Raw genomic sequence first — 18,747 nt, forward strand, 5'->3', positions numbered from 1 at the left:
AGCCCCCGCGCCCTCTCCAGCTCCCACGGCCCCCACCGTATGAACACCGAGCGCACGGGTACGGGCCCCGCGGGCCGGCCGGACCGGGCGCGCGTCGCCGTGACGGGGCTCGGGGTGAAGTGCCCGGCGGGCAACGACGTGGAGCGGGTGTACGGCGCGCTCCTCGCGGCGCGCTCCACCGCGACCGTCGTCAAGCACCTCGCCGACGCGGAGCTGCGGGTCCAGATCGCCTGCCTGGTGCCGGAGTTCGACGTGGAGCCGTATGTGTCGCGGCGCGAGCTGCGGCAGCTCGACCGGCCGGCCGAGCTGTTCCTGTGCGCGGCGGCCGACGCCGTCACCGACGCGGGCGCCCCCGCACTGGCCGCGCTGCCGGCCGACCGGGTGGGCGTGCAGGTCGGCACCGGCATGGGCGGGCTGCCGACGATGGAGGGCAACACCTTCGACCACGGCGCGGACCCGATGGGGCTGCCCGTGCACACCGTGCCCAGGACGATGGCGAACTCGCCGGCGTCGCGGGTGGCGATGCGGTACGGGTTCCGCGGCGCCTGCATGACGTACACGACGGCCTGCGCGAGCGGCACGACGGCGATCGGCGAGGCGGCGCGCCGCATCCGGTACGGGGAGCTGGACGCGGCGGTCGCGGGCGGCGTGGACGCGGCCGTCACCACCATCGTCATGGCGGCTTTCGCGAAGATGCGCGCGCTGTCCCCGCGCGACGACGAACCGCACCGGGCGAGCCGGCCGTTCGACACGGACCGGGACGGCTTCGTGATGGGCGAGGGCGCCGCCGTGCTCGTACTGGAGCGGTGGGACCTGGCCGTGGCGCGCGGCGCGCGCATCTACGGCGAGGTCGCCGGGTACGCGACGAACTGCGACGGCTTCCACATCGTGGCGCCCCGCGAGGACGCCCTCATGGCGGCCGAGTGCATGCGGCTCGCGATCGACGACGCGGGACTCACGGCGGCGGACATCGGCCACATCAACGCGCACGGCACCTCCACGGTGCTCAACGACCGGGCCGAGGCGGTGGCGGTCGACCGCTGTTTCGCGGGCGGGCCGCCGCCGCTGACCGCGGTCAAGGGCGTCACCGGGCACCTCATCGGCGGTTCGGGCGCGCTGGAGGCGGCGCTCGCGCTGCTGTGCGCGGGGCGCGGCGTCGTACCGGCGGTCGCCAACACGCTCGGGTCGCCCGAGGCGGACCTGGTGGACGTGGTGATCGGCCGGTCGCGGCGGATCGAGCCCGGCCTGCCGGTGCTGTCGAACTCGTTCGGGTTCGGCGGGCAGAACGCGTGTGTCGTACTGGTGCCGGGGCCGGGCGCCCCGGCCGCGGGGAACGGGTGAGGCGGCGTGCGGACCCTCGTCACGGGCGCGACAGGCGTCGTGGGAACGGAAGTTGTCGGCAGGCTGCGGGCGGGCCCCGAGCGGGATGTGGAGCCGCCGGGGACGGCTGCGGGGCCGGGGCCCGGCGGTCCGCGCCCCGTCGTCACGGCGGTGGCGCGGCGGGCCCGCGACGCGGCGGTCACCGGCTGGACGATCGGCGCGGAGCCCCCGCCTCCAGAAATGGCCGGGCACTGGGACGTGATCGTGCACTGCGCGGCCTCCACGCGGTGGACGCTGAGCCGCGAGGAGGCGGAGGCGGCGAACGTCGAGCCGCTGCGCGCCGTGCTCTCGCTCGCGGACCGCGACACGCACGTCGTGCACGTGTCGACGGCGTACGTCGGCGGCCTGCGGTCACCCGAGGACCTGCGGGGCGCCGAGTTCGAGGGGTACCGCAACGGCTACGAGTGGTCGAAGGCCGTGTGCGAACGCGTGGTGCGCGAGGAGCACACGGGGCCGCTGACGATCGTGAGGCCGCCGCTGATCATGGGGCGCAGGGCCGGCGGCGAGATCTCCCGCTTCTCGGGCCCGTACACGATCTTCCAGGCGCTGGTGTCCGGCACGGCCGCGGTCGTCGTGGGCGATCCCGAGGGGTACGCGGAGATCAGCCCGGTGGACGAGGTCGCGGACGTGGTGGCCCGCGCGGCGCTCGGCACGCCGCCGGGCGAACCGGTGGTGGAGGTGATCGCGGGCGGCGCGGGCAGCCTGCGCCTCGGGTCGATGATCGGCATCGCGTGCCGGACCCTGAACGAGATCAGGGAGGCGAACGGGGCGGCGCCGATCGAGCAGCCGCCGTTCGTGGCGACGGAGGCGTGGAACCGCTTCTTCCTGCCGCTGGCGGAGCAGTACCTGTCCCCGTTCCAGCGGCAGGCGGTGAAGCTGCTCGCGATGTTCCAGAGCTATACGAGCATGGCGGCCCCCTTCGAGCCCACCCACCGCGTGCACGACCCGGCGGCCGTCCTGGAGAGCGCGGTACGCCACTGGGCGGCGCGCAAGCCCCGCCTGGCCCTGGCCACGCCGGACCCGTGGACGCTGCTGACGCGATAGCGGGCGCGGGGCGGGCGGGACGGCCAGGGGCCCCCGCCCGCCTCAGGCTGCCCGCACCGGCTGCTCCTTCGGTGCCGCGAGCGCGGCGCCGACCTGCTTCGTGCGGGGGCCGAAGACGGCGAGGACGAGCGAGCCGAGCAGCCAGGTGCCGGCGATGAAGAGGAAGACGCTCTTGTAGCCGGACCCGTTGTACAGGCCCGCGATGATCAGCGGGCCCGCCGCGTTGGAGAGCCGCCCGAGACCGTAGGAGACACCGGTGCCCAGCGAGCGGCCGTGCGTGTCGAACAGCTCGGGCGAGTACGCGTAGCCCAGCGCCGTGTAGCCGCGCTCGAAGAGGTTGACGAGGAAGCCGAAGACGACGATCAGGACCGGGTTGAACGTCAGCCCGTAGAACAGGCCGCACACCGCGATGACCGTGCCGAACGCCACCAGGCACCACTTGCGCTCGAACCGGTCCGTGACGACCGCCGCGAGATACGAGCCGAGCGGCGCGCCGACCGTGCTGAGGGCCACGTAGAAGACGGATTTCTCGACGCTGAAGCCCTCCTTGGACAGCAGCGTCGGCGCCCAGCTCGAATAGCCGAAGAATCCGATGGTCTGCGTGACCCACAACACGACGAGCAGCAGCGTCGGCAGGAGGTATTTCTTCTGGAGCAGGATGCGCAGCGGCGCCTTTTCGCGCCGGGGCGCCTCGACGGGCGGCGCCGGCTCGGGAAGGGGCCCTTCTCCGCGGTGATCTCCCGCTCGATCTCGGCGAGTACGGCGTCGGCTTTCGCGCTCTCGCCCCTGTTCTCGTACCAGAGCGGGGATTCCTTCAGCCGCCGCGCCAGGAACAGGTACGCGATGCCGAGGGCGCCCCACAGGTAGACGAGCCGCCACGACCAGTCGTTGACCGGTACGACGGCGCTCGCGACGAAGTTCGTGACGGGCGTGCCGCAGATGCCGATGACGATGGCGTACGCCTGGTACTTGCCGCGCACGGCGGCCGGGAACATCTCGCTGACGTAGATGACGGCCACCACCGTCATCGCGGAGAGGCCCGCGGACGTCAGTACGCGGAAGACGCCGAGCGACACGATGTTCCAGGAGAACACCGAGGTCAGCGAGAAGAGGCTGAAGAACACGGTGGTGATGTTGAGCGCCGTCCTGCGGCCCCACCGGTCCGCCAGCCACGCGGCGACGACGGACCCGAGGAACATGCCGACGAACGACAGCGACGTGACGTACGCCACCTGGCTCACGGTGACGCCCCAGAGCTTGATCAGCCGGGGGGCGGTGACCGCGAAGCTGTTGATGTCCGCGAATTCGAAGAAGTAGGCGAAGGCGACGGCCACCAGGGTTATCTTGTGGAATTTGGAGATCGGCAGCCGGTCGAGCCGGTTCTTCGCATTGGAGTTCAGCATGGGCGAGCCCTTTTCGGAAGTGGATGTGGAAGGGGCTCAGACACCTTCGCCGGGCCAGTAGAGCCGCATCGGATTGTCCACGAGCAGCTTGTGCCGCAGTGCGGACGTTACGGCCACCCGCGGCATGTAGTCGACCAGCAGTCCGTCATCGGGCATGTGCGCGGTGAGATTGGGATGCGGCCAGTCGGTGCCCCACAGCACGGAATCCGGGAATTCCTCGACGACCCGGCGGCCGAACGGGACCACGTCGGAATACGCCTCCCGCTCGCCGTCCAGCGCCGGGCGCCCGGTGGCGGTGAGCCGCTCGGGGCAGGTCACCTTCACCCATACGTCGTTCCGGTCCACGAAGCGCAGGAAGCGCGCGAACTCGGGTCCGTCCACGGGCCGTGTCACGTCGGGGCGCCCCATGTGGTCGACCACGAGCGGGGTGGGCAGCGAGGCGAAGAACCCTTCGAGGTCCTCCAGGTCCTCGGCCTCGAAGTAGACGACCACGTGCCAGCCGAGCGGTGCGATGCGCTCGGCGATGGCCGCGAGGTCCTCCTTCGGAGCCGCGTTGACCAGGCGTTTGAGGAAGTTGAACCGCACCCCGCGCACCCCGGCCGCGTCCAGCTCCGCGAGCTCGGCGTCGGTGATGTCCGGCCGTACGGTGGCGATGCCGCGTGCCCGTCCCTCCGACGCGCGGACGGCGTCGAGCATGGCGCTGTTGTCGGCGCCGTGGCAGGTGGCCTGGACGATCACGTTGCGGCTGACGCCGAGGTGGTCGCGGAGCGCGAACAGCTGGTCCTTGCCCGCGTCGCAGGGCGTGTACTTGCGCTCAGGGGCGTACGGGAAGCGCGCGCCGGGGCCGAAGACGTGGCAGTGCGCGTCGACCGTGCCCTCGGGGAGCACGAAGGAGGGCCTGGACGGGTCGGCGTACCAGTCGAGCCAGCCGGGGCTCTTGCTGAACGGCCCGGACGGTCCTGACGGCGTGCCCGGTCCGGACGGCGTGCCCGGCCCCGACGGCGTGGCGGCGGCGCTCATGCGGTCCGCTCCTCGGCCTGTGCGCGGGGCGCGCCGACGTACCGGAGCCCGGCGGCCTTCAGCGGCTCGCGCATCCCGTACAGGTCGAGGCCCAGCTCGCCCGCCGCGAACCGGCGGCGCTTGCCCTCCTCGTTCTCCTCACGTGTACGGCCCGCCTCCGCGACCTCGCCGGCCCGCGCCGCCGGTACGACGACGACGCCGTCCGCGTCGGCCACGACGACATCGCCGGGGTTGACGAGGGCGCCCGCGCAGACCACCGGGATGTTGACGGACCCGAGGGTCGCCTTCACGGTGCCCTTCGCGTGGACGGCGCGGCTGAAGACGGGGAAGTCCATCTCCTCCAGCGCCGCGACGTCGCGGCAGCCGCCGTCGATGACGAGGCCGCCGGCGCCGCGGGCGCGCGCCGAGGTGGCGAGCAGCTCGCCGAAGAACCCGTCCGTGCTCTCCGTCGTACAGGCCGCGACCAGGACGTCGCCCGGCCGCAGCTGCTCGACGGCGACGTGCAGCATCCAGTTGTCGCCGGGCTGGAGCAGCACGGTGACGGCCGTCCCGCAGAACGCGGCACCGGGGTAGACGGGCCGGATGTACGGGCGCATGAGGCCGGTGCGGCCCATCGCCTCGTGCACGGTGCTGACGCCCAGCGGGGCCAGCGCGGCGACGTCGGGGCCGGCGGCGCGGGAAATGTCCTGGTGGACGACTCCCAGTTCGTACATGGTTCTGTGCTCCCTCCGGGTCAGCGTCCCTGCCGCGTGAGCAGGGCGTCGAGACGCGGGTAGACGGCGCGGACGTTGTGTTCCTGGATGTCGGCGACCTCGGCCGACGTCAGCCCGGCGGCCTCGACGTAGCGGCGCGTGTCGTCGAAGTGGTGGCCCGAGCAGGGGTCGATGTCGCGGACGGCGCCGATCATCTCCGAGGCGAAGAGGATGTTGCGGCGGGGCACGACGTCCAGGAGGAGGTCGATGCCCGGCTGGTGGTACACGCAGGTGTCGAAGAAGACGTTGCCGAGGACGTGCTCCTCAAGCGGCGGCTTCTTCAGCGCCATCGCGAGGCCCCTGAACCGCCCCCAGTGGTACGGGACGGCGCCGCCGCCGTGCGGGACGACCAGGCGCAGGGTGGGGAAGTCGGCGAACAGGTCGCCCTGGATGAGCTGCATGAACACCGTCGTGTCGGCGTTCAGGTAGTGCGCGCCCGTGGTGTGGAAGGCCGGGTTGACGCTGGTGCTGACGTGCACCATCGCCGGGATGTCGTACTCCACGAGCTTCTCGTACAGCGGGTACCAGGAGCGGTCCGTCAGCGGCGGCGCGCTCCAGTGGCCGCCGGACGGGTCGGGGTTCAGGTTCACCGCGACGGCGCCGTACTCCTCCACGCACCGGACGAGTTCGGGCACGCAGGTGGCCGGGTCGACGCCGGGCGACTGCGGGAGCATCGCGGCGGGCACGAAGCGCTCCGGGTACAGCGACGCGACACGGGCGCACAGTTCGTTGCAGATCGCGGCCCAGCGGGAGGACGTCGCGAAGTCGCCTATGTGGTGCGCCATGAAGGAGGCGCGGGGCGAGAAGAGGGTGACGTCGATGCCGCGCTCGTCCATCATGCGCAGCTGGTTCGGCTCGATGCTCTCGCGCAGCTCGTCGTCGCTGATGCGCAGGTCGGAGCGGTCGGGCACCGCCGAGGGGTCGCCCAGGCCGGCGATCTGCCGCGCGCGCCAGGCGCCGAGCGCGGGCGGGGCGGTGGTGTAGTGGCCGTGGCAGTCGATGATCATCGCTGTTCCTTTACGGGGACCATGGCGCTGCCCGCCATGATCAGACGGGCGGTGCGCAGCAGGGCGGACTTCGTGACGCGCTGGGGGTCGTCCGGGTCCAGGCCGAGCTGGACGCTGAACTCACCGCTGGGGTGCTCGACGGAGAGGGTGGGTTCGACGGTCCCGTCGCTCGCGGGGCCGGTGGCCCCGGCGCCGGGCGGCGCCGCCGCCCCCGCGACCTCGTACGCGACGCTCCCTTCGAGGACGCACGCGGTGGCGGCGGTGACGGCGGCCAGGACGCCGATCGACTCGTGGCAGACGCGCGGGATGAAGCTGCGGGTGGTGATCGTGCCGCCGTGGGCCGGGGGCGCGACGAGCGTCATCTTCGGGTAGTTCTTCGCGCTCACGTCCCCGAGGCCCATCAGCTCGCCGCAGGTCAGGCGCAGCTCCTCGACGCGGGCCTTGAGCTCGTCGTCCGCGTTCAGGTCCGCCGCGGACTCGTAGCCGGTGCGGCCGAGCGCCGCGGCCTCGACGATCACCAGGGGCTGGCCGTTGTCGATGCAGGTGACGTCGAGCGGCCCGGCGCCCGCGACCTCGACGCGGTCCCGGACGCGGCCGGTGGGCAGCAGGGACGCGCATACGGAGCCCTCGGTGTCGAGGAAGCCGATCGTGACCGGCGCGGCGGTGCCGGGGACGCCGTCGATGCGGGCGTCGCCCCCGTACGCGACGTAGCGCCGGCCGTCGTCGCCGAGCGGGGTGCGCACGGTGATGTCGGCGGTCAGACCGGTGTTCAGCGTCAGGACGCGCGCGGTGGTGGTGTCGCCCGCGGGGGCGAGCAGGCCGGACTCGACGGCGAACGGGACGACGGCCGCGAGCATGTTGCCGCAGTTCGGCGTGGTGTCCACGGTGTCGCCCTCGGGCTGGAGCTGGCAGAACAGGAACTCCAGGTCGACGCCGTCCACCTCGCTGCGGTCCACGATCCCGGCCTTGCTGGTCAGCGGGTGCGCGCCGCCGAGGCCGTCGATCTGGCGGGGGTCGGGCGAGCCGAGCACGGCCAGCAGGACGGCGTCCCGGTCGGCGGTGGCGGCGGGCAGGTCGCCGGCGCGGAAGAACGGGCCGCGCGAGGTGCCGCCGCGGAAGAACCAGCAGGGGACCGCTCTCTGCCCTCCCGGGCCCGGTGGCTGCGGTGGCGGATGGGTGACGTCCGCGGCGCGGACCGTCGTGGGCTGCGTCATTGCTCTCCCTCGCTGGTGCTGCTCGTCAACATAACCATCAACAAGATTGTTGACAATAACTTCAACGAAACAGTCGCCATGGCGGCGGAGTGGATAGACTTCCCCCACATGCGGCGCACGCCGAGCAGACCGACCGAAGGACCGAGGGGAAGACGCGTGGCGGACAACCGGGTGACCGGTCAGGAAGGGCGCCGCCTGGTGAGCGAGGCGATCCGCCGGGCGCTCTCGGCGGGCGATCTCGTACCGGGGCAGCGCCTCGTCGAGCAGGAGCTCTCGGAGGCCCACCACGCGACCCGCAACTGCGTGCGCGAGGCGCTTCAGGACCTCGCCGCCGAGGGCCTCGTGGAACTCGTGCCGCGCCGGGGCGCGCGGGTGCGGATCGTCTCCGTCGAGGAGGCCATCCAGATCACCGAGTGCCGCGCGGCCCTCGAAGGACTCTGCGCCCGCCGCGCGGCCCTGCACGCCCCCGCGGCCGAGCGCGAGAGCCTGCGCGGGATCGGCGCCGGGATGCGGGAGGCGGTGGCCGGCGGCGACCTCAACACGTACTCCGCCCTCAACCGCCAACTCCACGCCCGCATCGCCGAGATGAGCGGCCAGAAGGTGGCGGGCGGCCTCCTCGACCGGCTCAAGGGCCAGATGGTGCGCTATCAGTTCCGGCTGGCGCTGCGGCCCGGCCGCCCCGGCAAGTCGCTGCCCCAGCACCTCGCGATCATCGAGGCGATCGTCGCGGGCGACGGCCCGGCGGCCGAGGCGGCGGCGCGCGCCCATCTCGACAGCGTCATCGAGGAGTTGCTCGCGACCCCGGGTGCGGCCCCCGTCCCGGGCGCGACCCCGGGTGCGGCCACCGGCGCGGCTCCGGCGGCGCGTACGTACTGAAACGGCTGTGCCGGAGACGCGGCCGTCTGGCATCGTCGTGCCCCGTGCAGAGTGAGGACATACGACTCCGGCGCGCGGCCGACGCCGACGCGCTCCCCGCGGTCGAGGTGTGGCTGCGCTCCTTCGCCGCCGCGCTGCCCGGCGTGCGCCGGGCGCACACGGACGACGAGGTGCGGGACTGGTTCACACGGGTCGTCGTGGTGCACTGCGAGACCTGGGTGGCGGTCGACGCCGGGGGAGCGGTGGCGGGGCTGCTGGTGCTCGACGGCGCGGAGGCCCCGCCACCGGGCGGCGGGGCGGCGGGCGTACGGGAGTTGGAGCAGCTCTACCTCGACCCGGCCCGGCGCGGCCAGGGACTCGGCGCCCGGTTCGTCGGCCTGGCGAAGCGGCGCGCGCCCGGCGGCCTCGGCCTGTGGACGTTCCAGGCCAACGCGCCCGCGCGGCGTTTCTACGAGCGGCACGGCTTCGTTCCCACGGAACTGACGGGCGGCCACCACAACGAGGAGCGCGAACCGGACATCCGGTACGTGTGGCGCCCGCGCGGGGCCTGACACGCGGCGAACGCCGGAGACCCGCCCCCCGGCCGGGGCGCCGTCTCAGGTGATGACCAGCACGGCCCCGATGACCGCGCCCATCAGGCCGACGAACCAGCCGCCCGCCACGCTGAGCACCCCCACACCGAGCCGCCCGCCCCGCAGCAGCTGGAACGCCTCGTAGCCGCACGCGGCATAGGCGGCGACCATCCCGCCCAGCAGCGTCGTACCGCCGGACATCCCGCGGTGGTACGTCCAGCCCGACGCGGCCCCGAGCAGGAAGCTGCCCAGGAAATTGAGGGAGAACGGGCCCCAGTGCCCGGGGCGCTGTGCGCGGATGCGGAGGAGCTTCTCCGCCCGGTAGCGCAGTGTGCCGCCCGCCAGTCCACCGAGCATCATCAACAGCAGGGGCATGGACGGCTCCTCGTCGCGAAAGGGTACCGCCGTTCCGGCGAGCCCTCCGCCGTTTCCCGGCACCATAGCGTTTTACCCGCATCCGGGAATCGCGCCGGGACGGAAACCGTGCCCGTACCGTCGGATGGAGCAACCCGCCACCCCTGTGGGGGAGCGGGCCACGCTCCTGCGTGCGACGCGAACGGCGGCACTCGATGATGGCCGGGACCACGGGCCGGCCGAAGCCATCCGCCTGCGCCCCACTCTCCGTAGAGACGCAGAGACTGCAATGAAAAACACCGGCAGAACGGACTTGTTCCGGGAAATGGCCGCGGAATTCGCGGGCACGATGGTCCTGCTCCTCTTTGGTGCCGGAGTCGTCGCGCAGGTCGTCGGAGGCGGTGCCCTCACCAGTCCGAAGGGCGGTCTCGGCGACCACGACAGCATCGCCTGGGCCTGGGGCCTCGGCGTCATGCTGGGCGTCTATGTCGCCGCCCGTACCACCGGCGCCCACCTCAACCCGGCCGTCACCCTCGCGCTCGCGACGTGGAGAGGGTTCTCCTGGATCAAGGTCGGGCCCTACGTCCTGGCCCAGACCGCCGGCGCCTTCGCCGCGGCGCTCCTCGTGCGCTGGAACTACACCGAGATCCTGGGCCACGCGGACCCGAAGCACTCCTTCACGACGCAGATCGTCTTCTCCACGCTCCCAGGAAACGGCTCCACCGCGCCGGGAATCCACGAGTGGGGGGCCTTCCGGGACCAGGTCATCGGCACGGCCCTGCTCCTGCTGCTGATCTTCGCCATCACCGACCTCCTCAACACGCCGCCCCGGGCCAACCTGGCGCCGTTCATCACCGGCCTGATCGTCGTGGCCATCGGCATGGCCTTCGGCGCGGACGCCGGCTACGCCATCAACCCGGCCCGTGACTTCGGCCCCCGGCTGGCCAGCTTCATCACCGGCTACCACTCGGCGTGGCGCGACCAATGGGGCAATCTGTACTTCTGGGTGCCGATCGTGGGCCCGCTCGTGGGCGGCGTCATCGGCGGCGGCTTCTACAAGTTCGTGGTCCAGCGGTGGCTCCCCACCGCCGAGCCCGAACCCGCGGGCCGCGTTCCCCAGCCCGACGAGTAGGCGGGCCGTCGGCTCAGCCGCCCGTCGCGTCCCGCACGCGTACGTGCCCAGGGGCGCCACCAGCAGTGCCAGGGCGCACAGGGCGCCGCGCCGGCGCGCTCCCGCCGTGGTGTCCCTCTTTCCCGGGGGACACCGGTCGCCTCCTGTGTGCAGAATGCCGCCATGCCCACCGAGCCGGACGAGATCGAGCTGAGCGGAGACGAACTCCGCGAGGTCGCGCGCTACGCGGCGGCCTGCGCGCGCAGAGTGCTTCCGCTCTTCGAGCGTGGTGTGCCCGGCGATACGCGTCCACGCGAAGCCCTCGACGCGGCCGAGGAGTTCGCCGGGGGCGGGCGCCGCACGGCCGGCCTGCGGCGTCACGCGTGGGCGGCGTACAAGGCGGCGGGAGAGGCAGCCGCTCCGGCCGCCGCGTCCGACGCGGCCCGCGCGGCGAGCCACGCGGCGGGCGCCGCGTACCTGCATCCCCGCGCGAGCGCGCATCAGGTGAAGCACATCCTCGGCGCGGCGGCGCATGCGGCACGGGCCGAGGAACTGACGACCGCCCCCGTCGCGCCGGGCGCCCTGGAGTGGGCGCGCGACCACGCCCCGGCGGCGGTCGTCGTGGTGCTCGCCCGCTTTCCCGCCGCGCCTGCCGGGGGCGGGCGTGTGGGGGAGCTCATGCGCGAACTGGACGCCGCGCTGCGCGCGTGAGCGGACGGCCGCGCCTCCTCAGGCGGCGCTCACCACGCTCCGTGCCGTGCGCGCCGCGTGAAGGCCGCCCAGGCGGCCGGGTTGACGCTGAGGAGGGGGCCGGTGGGGTTCTTGGAGTCGCGGATGTGGATGGTGGCCGTGGCGACTGTGTCCGCGTCGTCGTATGCGACCTCGATGCAGTTGCCCTGGTCGGCGCTGTAGCTGGACTTGAACCACTTCAATGCCGTGCGCATTACTCTCCCAGACGTTCCAGCAGGCTCTTGGTGTCCTGAATGTTGAGAGCCTGTGTTCGTAGCATGGCATGCCTCTGTGCCAGGAGGCTCACGATCTCGGGGTCCTCATGGATTCTGGCGCCTCCTACCAACTCGGTGTACCCGACCTGCCGGTGGTCGCGGGTTTCGAAGAGGACGAACGTCCCACTGAGGGCGGCATGGCCGCGTACGTCCAATGGAAGTACTTGCAGAGTAAGGCCAGGCAGGTCGGCCATAGTCCGCAAGTGTCGGATCTGTTCCTTGTGCTCCGCGTCCGTGCTGAGGTGTAGATGGAGAATCGGTTCCCAGAGCACGAAGGTGACAGTCGGCGGCGCTTTCTGCTGGAAGAGCGCCTGTCGGTCAAGCCGCTCCGACGTATGGAGAGCCAACTCATCATGAGTGTAGGCCGGTAGCCGGTTACCGAAGACGGCACGCGTATAGGGCTCGGTCTGGAGGAGACCGGGAACCACCTGGTTCTCGTACGAGGAGATGGTCGCGGCGTCCTTCTCCAGCTCGAACAGCTGCTGTGTCCAGAGCGGGGTCATTCCCATCTCCGGCATGTGCTCCAGCGCCGCAGCCAACGTGCCTTTGGTGTCGAGCAGCTTATCCAGCAAGTCGGCTTGGTCGGGTTTCAGGAGTCGACGGCCTTGTTCGATCGAGGCGATGGTGTCGGCGCCGATTACAGCTCTCTCGGCCAACGATTCCTGGGTGTAGCCCGCAGCTCGGCGGAATGTGGCCAGCTGCGCCCCCACCATCTTCGCGGCGGACCCGTTCTTCAGGCGGTGGCGTTTCTTCGCGTACATGTGGACGAACTCCCCGTGCGGTGTGCGATGTTTCGGTCATGCGGAACTGATCTCACGCGGGCAGGGCCCAGGACATGCCGTCCGGGTCGCCGATCCAGACGCGCTGCGTGTGGTCGGCCGCGACCGTCAGGCCGAACGCGGACTGGTCCGGCGCGCCCGCGCCCCGCCACGCGGCGATCGCCTCCTCCACCTGGTCCCACAGCCGCAGCGGCCCGTGCTGGTGAACCCGCCATCCGTTTCCGGCCCGTTCGGTCCAGGCCTGGGAGCCGGTGGCCACGTCCCGCAGGGCCACGCCCTCTCCGGCGGCCATCAACTCGGCGGAGGGTGCGGCGAGCTGGGCCACGAACCTCCCCGTCCAGTCGTCCAGCACGGCCGGTTCGACGCGGCACTCGCGCACCGTTCCCTCGTACCGGAACAGACCCGGGCCCGGGGGCCGTTCGTGCGGGCGGGCGAGCATGTACGAGACGCGGTCCCCGGTGAACCGGCCGGACGCGCTGCCGTCCTCGGCCGGCGTGAGGCGGACCAGGCCCGAGGCGAGCATCCAGCCGCCGACCGTCGTCGTGATGGTGCCGCCGTCGCGGACCTGGGTCATCCAGGAGAACGGCACGTGCCGCACGGCGCAGGTGGCGACCAGCGCGTCGTACGGGGCCCGTGCCGACCACCCCCGGAGGCCGTCCGCGACCACGAGCGTCGGCGCGTACCCGGCCCGCCGGAGCGCGGAGGCGGCGCGGGCGGCGACCGACTCGTCGCACTCCACGGAGGTCACGTGTGCGTCGCCCAGCCGGTGGCTCAGGATCGCGGTCGAGTAGCCGGTGCCCGTACCGATTTCCAGCACCTGATCCGTCGCGGCGATCCCCGCCGCGTCGAGCATCCGGACCACCTGGGACGGCAGGGTGGACGACGAGGTCGGCCGCCCGGACACCGGGGCACGCGCGTCGCCGGCGCCGGTGCCCTCGACCTGGGTCACCCAGGTGCGGTCGTGGTGGGCGAGGCGCAACCACTCCCGCTCACCCACCTCTTCCCGCCGCAGCGGCTCCCACCCCGCACCGTCCGGCCGGAAGACGGCGTCGCCGAGGAACACCTCCCGGGGGACGTTCTCGACGGCTGCCCGCCATCCGGAGCCGGCCGGCGAACCGCTGTCCGCGATCTGCCCGGCGAGCGAGCGGCGCAGGGCTTCTGCTTCGGTGGTCATACAGGCCCTCCTGGGTTCTCCAGCCGGTCAGCGAGCGCGGTGGCGATGGGGCGGCAGACCGGATCGGGGAACCACGCCCACTGCCCGTTCGGGTTGCACGCCTCAGGGTGCGGTCTTCGGCGCGCGATGCTCGACGTCATGACGCCGTACAAATTAACTGTACGAGTAGCAACACTGTCGCAGTGTAGTCACGCTCCGCGACTCTCGTCCCGTGAATCCAACAACCGAGGCTCCCGCCGTACGGGAGCGTTTCTACCGGCGCGAGCGCCGTTCCGTGCCCGCCGCCAGGCAGTTCACCGCGGCAGCCCTGCTCGCCTGGGGGCTCGCCGAGCGTGCCGACGAAGTGTTGCTCTGTGTCAGCGAGTTGACGACCAACGCGCTGGTGCACGGCGTGCCGCCGGGGAGAGGCTTCCGGCTCTTCCTGTCCTGGGGCGGGGACGAACTGTGCGTCGAGGTGCACGACAGCGGGGACGGACACCCCGCCCGTGCCCTGCGTGCCGACAGCGCGGAGTCGGGACGCGGCCTCGTCCTCGTGGACGCGCTGGCCGACGCGTGGGGCGTGCGCGACCGAGATCCCGGCAAGATCGTCTGGTGCGCGTGGCGGTTCTGACGCGACGCCGGGCGGGCGGCTGCGCGTACCCCTGTCCGTGCGGCCACCCGCCCCGGCGCCCGTCCGTCATGCGCTTGTCGGACGTCTGCGGTCGCTGTGAGGAATACGCGCGTACGCGGTGCGGTCCGGTGCCGCCTCCAGGAACCGGGGAGGGGAGGAGCCGTGCCGCGGACCCGGATGCGGGGTACGCAGCCGTGCCTTGGGCCGGATGCGAGGTGCGTAGCCGTGCCGCGGGCCGGATGCGAGGTGCGTGCGCCGCGGGAAGCCGGCCGCGCGGCGGTCGCGGACGCGGCGCACTCGTCCAAGCAGTCACCCGTAAGCCGGTCGTACGCGCCCGCCGCGGGGCAGACTTGGTTCATGTCGCAGCGAGACGAGCTGATGCGTGAGATCGGTGCGCTCTCCGACGTGGAGGCCGTACGGGCGCTGACGGTGCTGGTGGAGGACCGGGGGCTGCTGTCCTCGGCCAGCGAACTCGACCTGTCCGACGATGAGTTGAAAGACGCGCTGGACGCCGCCGGGGATGCGCTCAAGCCTGCGCGGGAGCAGCCCGGCGCTGCCGCGGGCCCGCCGGACGCCGCGGGAACCGGGCCGGGCGCTGCCGACGGCGGCGCCGGCGGTGTCGCGCGGGCGGTGCTGGAGTACGCCGCTCTGGGCGGGGACGGCGTCGTGGCTGAGGCCGTGGAGTATGCGCGGTCGCCGATGGAGCGGTTCGACCCGGTGTCCCTGTCCGTGGGCGTGCTGGCCGTCACGCTCTTGCAGACCGAGGTGGTGGTCAAGCGGGACGCCCGAGGGAAGTGGAGTGCGACCGTGCACAAGCGGGCCCTGAAGGACGCGGCGCTCGTGAAGGTGCTGACGGCTCTGCTCGCCCATCTCACCGGCGGCAAGTAGCGCCGGCCGTGACCGTCTCCGCGAGGGTGCCGTACGCGTGGTGCTGCGCGAGGTGCGGCCTGCGGTGCCGGGTGCCGGTGTGGCACGTCGTGGACAGCCGCGAACGTGCCGATGTGCTCGAAAGCCACGACGGGCCCGACGGGTTCGGGCCCGGGCTGCACTGGGCGGCTTGCCCGGATTGCGGCGCCGAGGAGCAGATCGAGGCGCCCGTGCTGGTGCTGCGGGCCGGGACGCTCGTACCGTCGTTGTTCGCCACCTCCGTCGCGGAACTCCAGCGCGATGCCACCGCGAGCGCGGCGGCGCTGGTGGAGGAGGCGCGGCTCGCCGGGGCCTTCGACGGCGGGGGGTTCGGCGGGAACGTGGTCGTACTGCCGCGCAGGCTGCTGCCGTTCGCATTGAGCCGGGACACCGAACGGGATCTGGCCGATCCGGCGGCGGCGTGCGCGGAGCTGGCGCCGTACGGGGCGCCGACCGTGGAGAACTACCGGATCTTCCTGGAGAAGGTGGCGGCGGAGTCGGCGGGATCGGGAGTCGCGGAGCTGCTTTACGCCGTCACCGTGACCACGCCGGACCGGCTCGCCGAACTCGTCCTGGCGCATCCCCCGCTCACCGGGGACACCCGCGTGCGCGACGCCGGGGCGCGGGAGCTCCGCGAGGTCGCGGGCACCTCGCTGGAGGCTCCTCTGCGGCTGCGGCAGCGGCTGCTCGACGATCTGTGCGGCGGCCGTACGCCCGTGGGTACGGCGATCGAGAGCTACGCGGCGGCGCTTGCCGCCTTCGGGCAGGAACTGCGGGCCCGGCTGTACGAGATGTACGACCGGGTCCGGGCCGTGAACAGCCCGGAGATCGTCCCGGTCGCACGTGAAGCGCTCGAACTCGCCGCGCGGACGGGCGAGACGGCGGTGGAGACCGAACTCGCCGCGCGGCTCGGCGGGTTGCTGGTCGCCTCCCTGTACACGGCCCGTCCCGGCGATCCCGCCGAGGCGGTGCGCCTCCTCCAACTCGCCCTGGCCCGACTTCCGGAAGGCACCCTCCAGTGGGCCGAGGTGGCCGCCAATCTCGCCTCCGCCCAGTACTTCCGCGACGACGTCGACCGCACGGAGAGCTGGGAGTACGCCCGCGACCTGCTCGCCCGCGCCGCCGCCGCGGTGGACCGGCGCGCCCACGGCGAACTGTGGGCCCGGGTGCAGACGAACTATGGTCTGCTGCTCGGCCGGCGTCCGGACGGCGGCCCCGCCGATCTGACCCTGGGCATCGAACGAGTCCTGGCCGGCCTGGATGAACGCTCCCCCGAACGCAACCCCGTCGACTGGGCCTACTCCCAGCTCAACCTCGGAACCCTCCTGTCGCTGCGCGGCGAACCCGGCGACCCGGAGGCAGCCGAGCGGTGCTATCGGGACGCCCTCGGCCAACTGCGTCCGGAGGACGACCCCGTGGTGTGGTCGCAGCTCCAGTACAACCTGGCCGAACTGCTGATCGCTCCCGGGCGCGAGCCCGTGGACCCGCGTGGCGCCCACTCCGCGATGAGAGCCGTCATCGCCTTCGACACCGCGCACCCGGGGCTCCTCGACAGCAGCCGTGCCACCTGGCTCCTGGCGAGGACCACCGATCTGCTCGAAGGACCGGGGAGCGCCGAGGGCCTGCGGCTGCGGCGCGCGGCGCTGGCCGCTGTACCGCCGCGCGTCTTCCCGTACCTGCACCTGTCCATGGCCCGGGAGGCGGTCGACGTGCTCACCGCGGCGGGGGACTGGGACGGCGCGGCCGATGCGGCGTCGGGCATGCTGACCGCCGTCCACGCGGCCTACGACGCCCAGATCACCGCGGCGGGCCGCAGGGGCGTGCTGCTGCTGACGCGCGGAACGGCCCGCCAGGCCGCGTTCCTGCTGGCCCGCGCGGGGCGCCCGGACCGCGCGGCGGAGGCGATCGAGCGGGGGCTCGCCCGTGAGCTGTCGGTGGTGGCAGGGCGGGACACGGTGGACCTGGCCGCACTTGAGGGCGTCGATCCGCCGCTCGTCAGCAGGTACCGGGAGGCGCGGTCGCGGTACCGGGCCGCGATCACCGCGTCGGACGGGGAACTCCCCGCCCCGGCCGGCGGATTCGCGAGTGTCGCAAGCGGACTCGCGGGTGCGGCGGGCGGACTCGCGGGTGCGGCGGGCGGATTCGTCCCCGCGCCCGGCGGGCCCGCCGTCGCCCCGGGCGCGCGGGCGGCGGCCGAGCGGGGCATGCGGGCCGTGGTCGAGGAGATCCGGGCCATCCCCGGCTTCGAGGGGTTTCTGCGGACGACGGAGGCGGCGGACATCGTCCGGGCGACGGGCGGGATGCCGCTCGCGTATCTGGTGAACTCGGTCTGGGGCAGCTGTGTCCTCGTAGTGCCCCGGGACGCACGGACCGGGGTGCGCGCCGTGTTCGTCCCCGAGGTCACCAGCGCCTCGATCGTCCGGTTGCTGACACTGGACCCGCAGGCCCAGGAGCCGGAGCCGGGGCTCTTCATGGTGCAGCAGGCGGGTGCGCTCAGGCGGCGGCGCGACCTTCCGTACGCGATCGAGCGGTTGCGGGGCCTCGCCCCGTTGCTGCGGCCCCTCGCCGGGCTCCTGGCGGACGATCCGCGGCACGAGGTGGTCGTCGTACCGACAGGGCTGCTCGGCCAGGTGCCGTTGCACGCCGTGCCGATGGGGGAGAACGGAGAACTCCCGGACGATCTGGGGACGTTGACGCTCGCTCCGTCGGCCGGGGTGTACGCCGCCTCCCGGGCCGCCGCGGGCCGGCCGCCGGCGCCCGTACCGCGCCTGGTCGCCGTCTCGGACCCGGACGGCTCGCTGCCGGGTGCACGCGGTGAACTGGCCGAAATCCAGGCACTGTTCGAGACGGTCGGGGACACCGTGTCCGCCGTGGGGGACGACGCCACGGTCGAGTGGCTGCTCGGGCATCTCGCGGAGGCGTCGTATCTGCATCTGAGCTGCCACGGCAGCGCCGAACTCATGGGGGAGGGCGGGACGCTGGCGCTCGCGGACGGCAGCCTGGATCTGGCCGCGCTCGTACGGGGCCAACTCCCGCACTGCCGACTGGTGGTGGCAGGAGCCTGCCAGTCCGGGCGGTACGAGGCCATCGACGCGCCCGACGAGTTCACCGGGCTGCCCGGCGGCTTCCTCCAGGCCGGGGCCGCCTGTGTGATCACCAGTCTGTGGCAGGTGAACGACCTGGCCACGGCGCTGCTGATGACCCGCCTGTACGAGCTGCTCGCCCCCTCGGGCGGCGCGCGGGGCGAGCCCCCGGTGCCCGCGCTGCGCGCGGCGCGGACCTGGCTGCGGCACCTGACCCGGTCCGGCCTCGCGCGCTACACCGACACTCACCCCCACCTCGCGGCCCTGGCCGGACGCTATGCCCGGCCGGGGCGCGACACCGAGGAACGACCCTTCGCCTCCCCCGTCCACTGGGCGGCGTTCACGGCGTGGGGGGTGTGAGCCGGTCGAGGCCGGGGGCGGGCATGGCGCGGGGGTGTGAGCCGGTCGATACCGAGGCCGGGCACGGCGTGGGGGTGCGAGTGGGCGGGCTCTGGCAG

At 72.8% G+C, this 18,747-nt stretch carries 18 protein-coding genes and 1 pseudogene; 9 read left to right on the plus strand and 10 right to left on the minus strand.

All coding sequences use genetic code 11. From position 1 onward, the window contains the following. On the plus strand, positions 1-1,341 hold a 1,341-nt coding region (locus tag LCE31_RS20315; protein ID WP_308042278.1), incomplete at its 5' end, for a beta-ketoacyl-[acyl-carrier-protein] synthase family protein. A gap of 6 nt (positions 1,342-1,347) precedes the next feature. After that, complete coding sequence (locus LCE31_RS20320; protein WP_225016150.1) at positions 1,348-2,424, plus strand: SDR family oxidoreductase; 1,077 nt, start codon at positions 1,348-1,350, stop codon at positions 2,422-2,424. Positions 2,425-2,466: 42 nt separating this feature from the next. Here the strand turns inward: LCE31_RS20320 and LCE31_RS20325 are convergent. From LCE31_RS20325 to LCE31_RS20345, 5 genes and pseudogenes are all read right to left on the minus strand, one after another. After that, positions 2,467-3,827, minus strand: a pseudogene (locus tag LCE31_RS20325) (MFS transporter). Between the two features lie 36 nt (positions 3,828-3,863). Beyond that, positions 3,864-4,847 (minus strand): amidohydrolase family protein, encoded by a 984-nt coding sequence (locus LCE31_RS20330; protein WP_225016151.1) that lies wholly within the window; start codon positions 4,845-4,847, stop codon positions 3,864-3,866. Next, on the minus strand, positions 4,844-5,560 hold the full coding sequence (gene ligK / locus LCE31_RS20335; protein WP_225016152.1) for a 4-carboxy-4-hydroxy-2-oxoadipate aldolase/oxaloacetate decarboxylase: 717 nt from the start codon (positions 5,558-5,560) through the stop codon (positions 4,844-4,846). The genes LCE31_RS20330 and ligK overlap by 4 nt, the downstream gene beginning before the upstream one ends. A gap of 20 nt (positions 5,561-5,580) precedes the next feature. Beyond that, on the minus strand, positions 5,581-6,606 hold the full coding sequence (locus tag LCE31_RS20340) for an amidohydrolase family protein (RefSeq protein ID WP_225016153.1): 1,026 nt from the start codon (positions 6,604-6,606) through the stop codon (positions 5,581-5,583). Continuing rightward, positions 6,603-7,820 carry a 4-oxalomesaconate tautomerase gene (locus LCE31_RS20345; RefSeq protein WP_225016154.1) on the minus strand — a complete coding sequence of 406 codons (1,218 nt, stop codon included), beginning with the start codon at positions 7,818-7,820 and terminating at the stop codon, positions 6,603-6,605. Before LCE31_RS20345 ends, LCE31_RS20340 begins: the two co-directional genes overlap by 4 nt. 108 nt (positions 7,821-7,928) lie before the next feature. Here LCE31_RS20345 and LCE31_RS20350 point away from each other — a divergent pair, with 108 nt between their 5' ends. Next, complete coding sequence (locus LCE31_RS20350; RefSeq protein ID WP_374118509.1) at positions 7,929-8,696, plus strand: GntR family transcriptional regulator; 768 nt, start codon at positions 7,929-7,931, stop codon at positions 8,694-8,696. 44 nt (positions 8,697-8,740) lie between these two features. Then, positions 8,741-9,247, plus strand: a complete 507-nt coding sequence (locus tag LCE31_RS20355; RefSeq protein ID WP_225016156.1) for a GNAT family N-acetyltransferase — start codon at positions 8,741-8,743, stop codon at positions 9,245-9,247. A gap of 45 nt (positions 9,248-9,292) precedes the next feature. On the opposite strand, the gene LCE31_RS20360 is transcribed toward LCE31_RS20355, so the two are convergent. Next, the gene (locus LCE31_RS20360) at positions 9,293-9,643 is read right to left on the minus strand and encodes a CrcB family protein (RefSeq protein ID WP_225016158.1); all 351 of its coding nucleotides are present in this window, start codon (positions 9,641-9,643) and stop codon (positions 9,293-9,295) included. Between the two features lie 268 nt (positions 9,644-9,911). Here LCE31_RS20360 and LCE31_RS20365 point away from each other — a divergent pair, with 268 nt between their 5' ends. Together LCE31_RS20365 and LCE31_RS20370 are read left to right on the plus strand one after the other, a co-directional pair. Beyond that, entirely contained in the window at positions 9,912-10,754 is an 843-nt protein-coding gene (locus LCE31_RS20365; RefSeq protein WP_225016160.1) for an MIP/aquaporin family protein, read from the plus strand. Between the two features lie 162 nt (positions 10,755-10,916). Then, a complete protein-coding gene (locus LCE31_RS20370) occupies positions 10,917-11,444 on the plus strand; it encodes a putative immunity protein (protein WP_225016162.1) in 528 nt (175 codons plus the stop codon). 29 nt (positions 11,445-11,473) lie between these two features. Here the strand turns inward: LCE31_RS20370 and LCE31_RS20375 are convergent, their stop codons facing one another. The 4 genes from LCE31_RS20375 to LCE31_RS20390 are packed head-to-tail and all read right to left on the minus strand — an operon-like array spanning position 11,474 to position 13,830. Continuing rightward, a complete protein-coding gene (locus LCE31_RS20375) occupies positions 11,474-11,677 on the minus strand; it encodes a DUF397 domain-containing protein (RefSeq protein WP_225016164.1) in 204 nt (67 codons plus the stop codon). Next, positions 11,677-12,498 (minus strand): helix-turn-helix domain-containing protein, encoded by an 822-nt coding sequence (locus LCE31_RS20380; protein WP_225016166.1) that lies wholly within the window; start codon positions 12,496-12,498, stop codon positions 11,677-11,679. Before LCE31_RS20380 ends, LCE31_RS20375 begins: the two co-directional genes overlap by 1 nt. 52 nt (positions 12,499-12,550) lie before the next feature. Further along, positions 12,551-13,690 carry an ATP-grasp peptide maturase system methyltransferase gene (gene tgmC / locus LCE31_RS20385; protein ID WP_225016169.1) on the minus strand — a complete coding sequence of 380 codons (1,140 nt, stop codon included), beginning with the start codon at positions 13,688-13,690 and terminating at the stop codon, positions 12,551-12,553. Continuing rightward, positions 13,687-13,830, minus strand: a complete 144-nt coding sequence (locus tag LCE31_RS20390; RefSeq protein ID WP_225016171.1) for a hypothetical protein — start codon at positions 13,828-13,830, stop codon at positions 13,687-13,689. Before LCE31_RS20390 ends, tgmC begins: the two co-directional genes overlap by 4 nt. A gap of 71 nt (positions 13,831-13,901) precedes the next feature. On the opposite strand from LCE31_RS20390, the gene LCE31_RS20395 reads away from it, so the two are divergent. The 3 genes from LCE31_RS20395 (at position 13,902) to LCE31_RS20405 (ending at position 18,649) form a co-directional block, all read left to right on the plus strand. Continuing rightward, positions 13,902-14,300 (plus strand): ATP-binding protein, encoded by a 399-nt coding sequence (locus LCE31_RS20395; RefSeq protein WP_225016173.1) that lies wholly within the window; start codon positions 13,902-13,904, stop codon positions 14,298-14,300. Between the two features lie 357 nt (positions 14,301-14,657). Further along, the gene (locus tag LCE31_RS20400) at positions 14,658-15,188 is read left to right on the plus strand and encodes a hypothetical protein (protein WP_225016175.1); all 531 of its coding nucleotides are present in this window, start codon (positions 14,658-14,660) and stop codon (positions 15,186-15,188) included. 8 nt (positions 15,189-15,196) lie between these two features. Further along, positions 15,197-18,649: a CHAT domain-containing protein gene (locus LCE31_RS20405; protein ID WP_225016177.1), complete on the plus strand. Its 3,453-nt coding sequence runs from the start codon at positions 15,197-15,199 to the stop codon at positions 18,647-18,649. The last annotated feature ends 98 nt before the right edge of the window (positions 18,650-18,747 follow it).

Source organism: Streptomyces sp. 8L, from assembly GCF_020176795.1.
GTDB lineage: Bacteria > Actinomycetota > Actinomycetes > Streptomycetales > Streptomycetaceae > Streptomyces.

Coding starts and splice junctions, on each gene's coding strand:
- LCE31_RS20330 (WP_225016151.1), bottom strand. CDS start 4,847: ATGAGCGCCGCCGCCACGCCGTCGGGGCCGGGCACGCCGTCCGGACCG.
- ligK (WP_225016152.1), bottom strand. CDS start 5,560: ATGTACGAACTGGGAGTCGTCCACCAGGACATTTCCCGCGCCGCCGGC.
- LCE31_RS20340 (WP_225016153.1), bottom strand. CDS start 6,606: ATGATCATCGACTGCCACGGCCACTACACCACCGCCCCGCCCGCGCTC.
- LCE31_RS20345 (WP_225016154.1), bottom strand. CDS start 7,820: ATGACGCAGCCCACGACGGTCCGCGCCGCGGACGTCACCCATCCGCCA.
- LCE31_RS20350 (WP_374118509.1), top strand. CDS start 7,929: ATGCGGCGCACGCCGAGCAGACCGACCGAAGGACCGAGGGGAAGACGC.
- LCE31_RS20360 (WP_225016158.1), bottom strand. CDS start 9,643: ATGCCCCTGCTGTTGATGATGCTCGGTGGACTGGCGGGCGGCACACTG.
- LCE31_RS20365 (WP_225016160.1), top strand. CDS start 9,912: ATGAAAAACACCGGCAGAACGGACTTGTTCCGGGAAATGGCCGCGGAA.
- LCE31_RS20370 (WP_225016162.1), top strand. CDS start 10,917: ATGCCCACCGAGCCGGACGAGATCGAGCTGAGCGGAGACGAACTCCGC.
- LCE31_RS20375 (WP_225016164.1), bottom strand. CDS start 11,677: ATGCGCACGGCATTGAAGTGGTTCAAGTCCAGCTACAGCGCCGACCAG.
- LCE31_RS20380 (WP_225016166.1), bottom strand. CDS start 12,498: ATGTACGCGAAGAAACGCCACCGCCTGAAGAACGGGTCCGCCGCGAAG.
- tgmC (WP_225016169.1), bottom strand. CDS start 13,690: ATGACCACCGAAGCAGAAGCCCTGCGCCGCTCGCTCGCCGGGCAGATC.
- LCE31_RS20390 (WP_225016171.1), bottom strand. CDS start 13,830: ATGACGTCGAGCATCGCGCGCCGAAGACCGCACCCTGAGGCGTGCAAC.
- LCE31_RS20400 (WP_225016175.1), top strand. CDS start 14,658: ATGTCGCAGCGAGACGAGCTGATGCGTGAGATCGGTGCGCTCTCCGAC.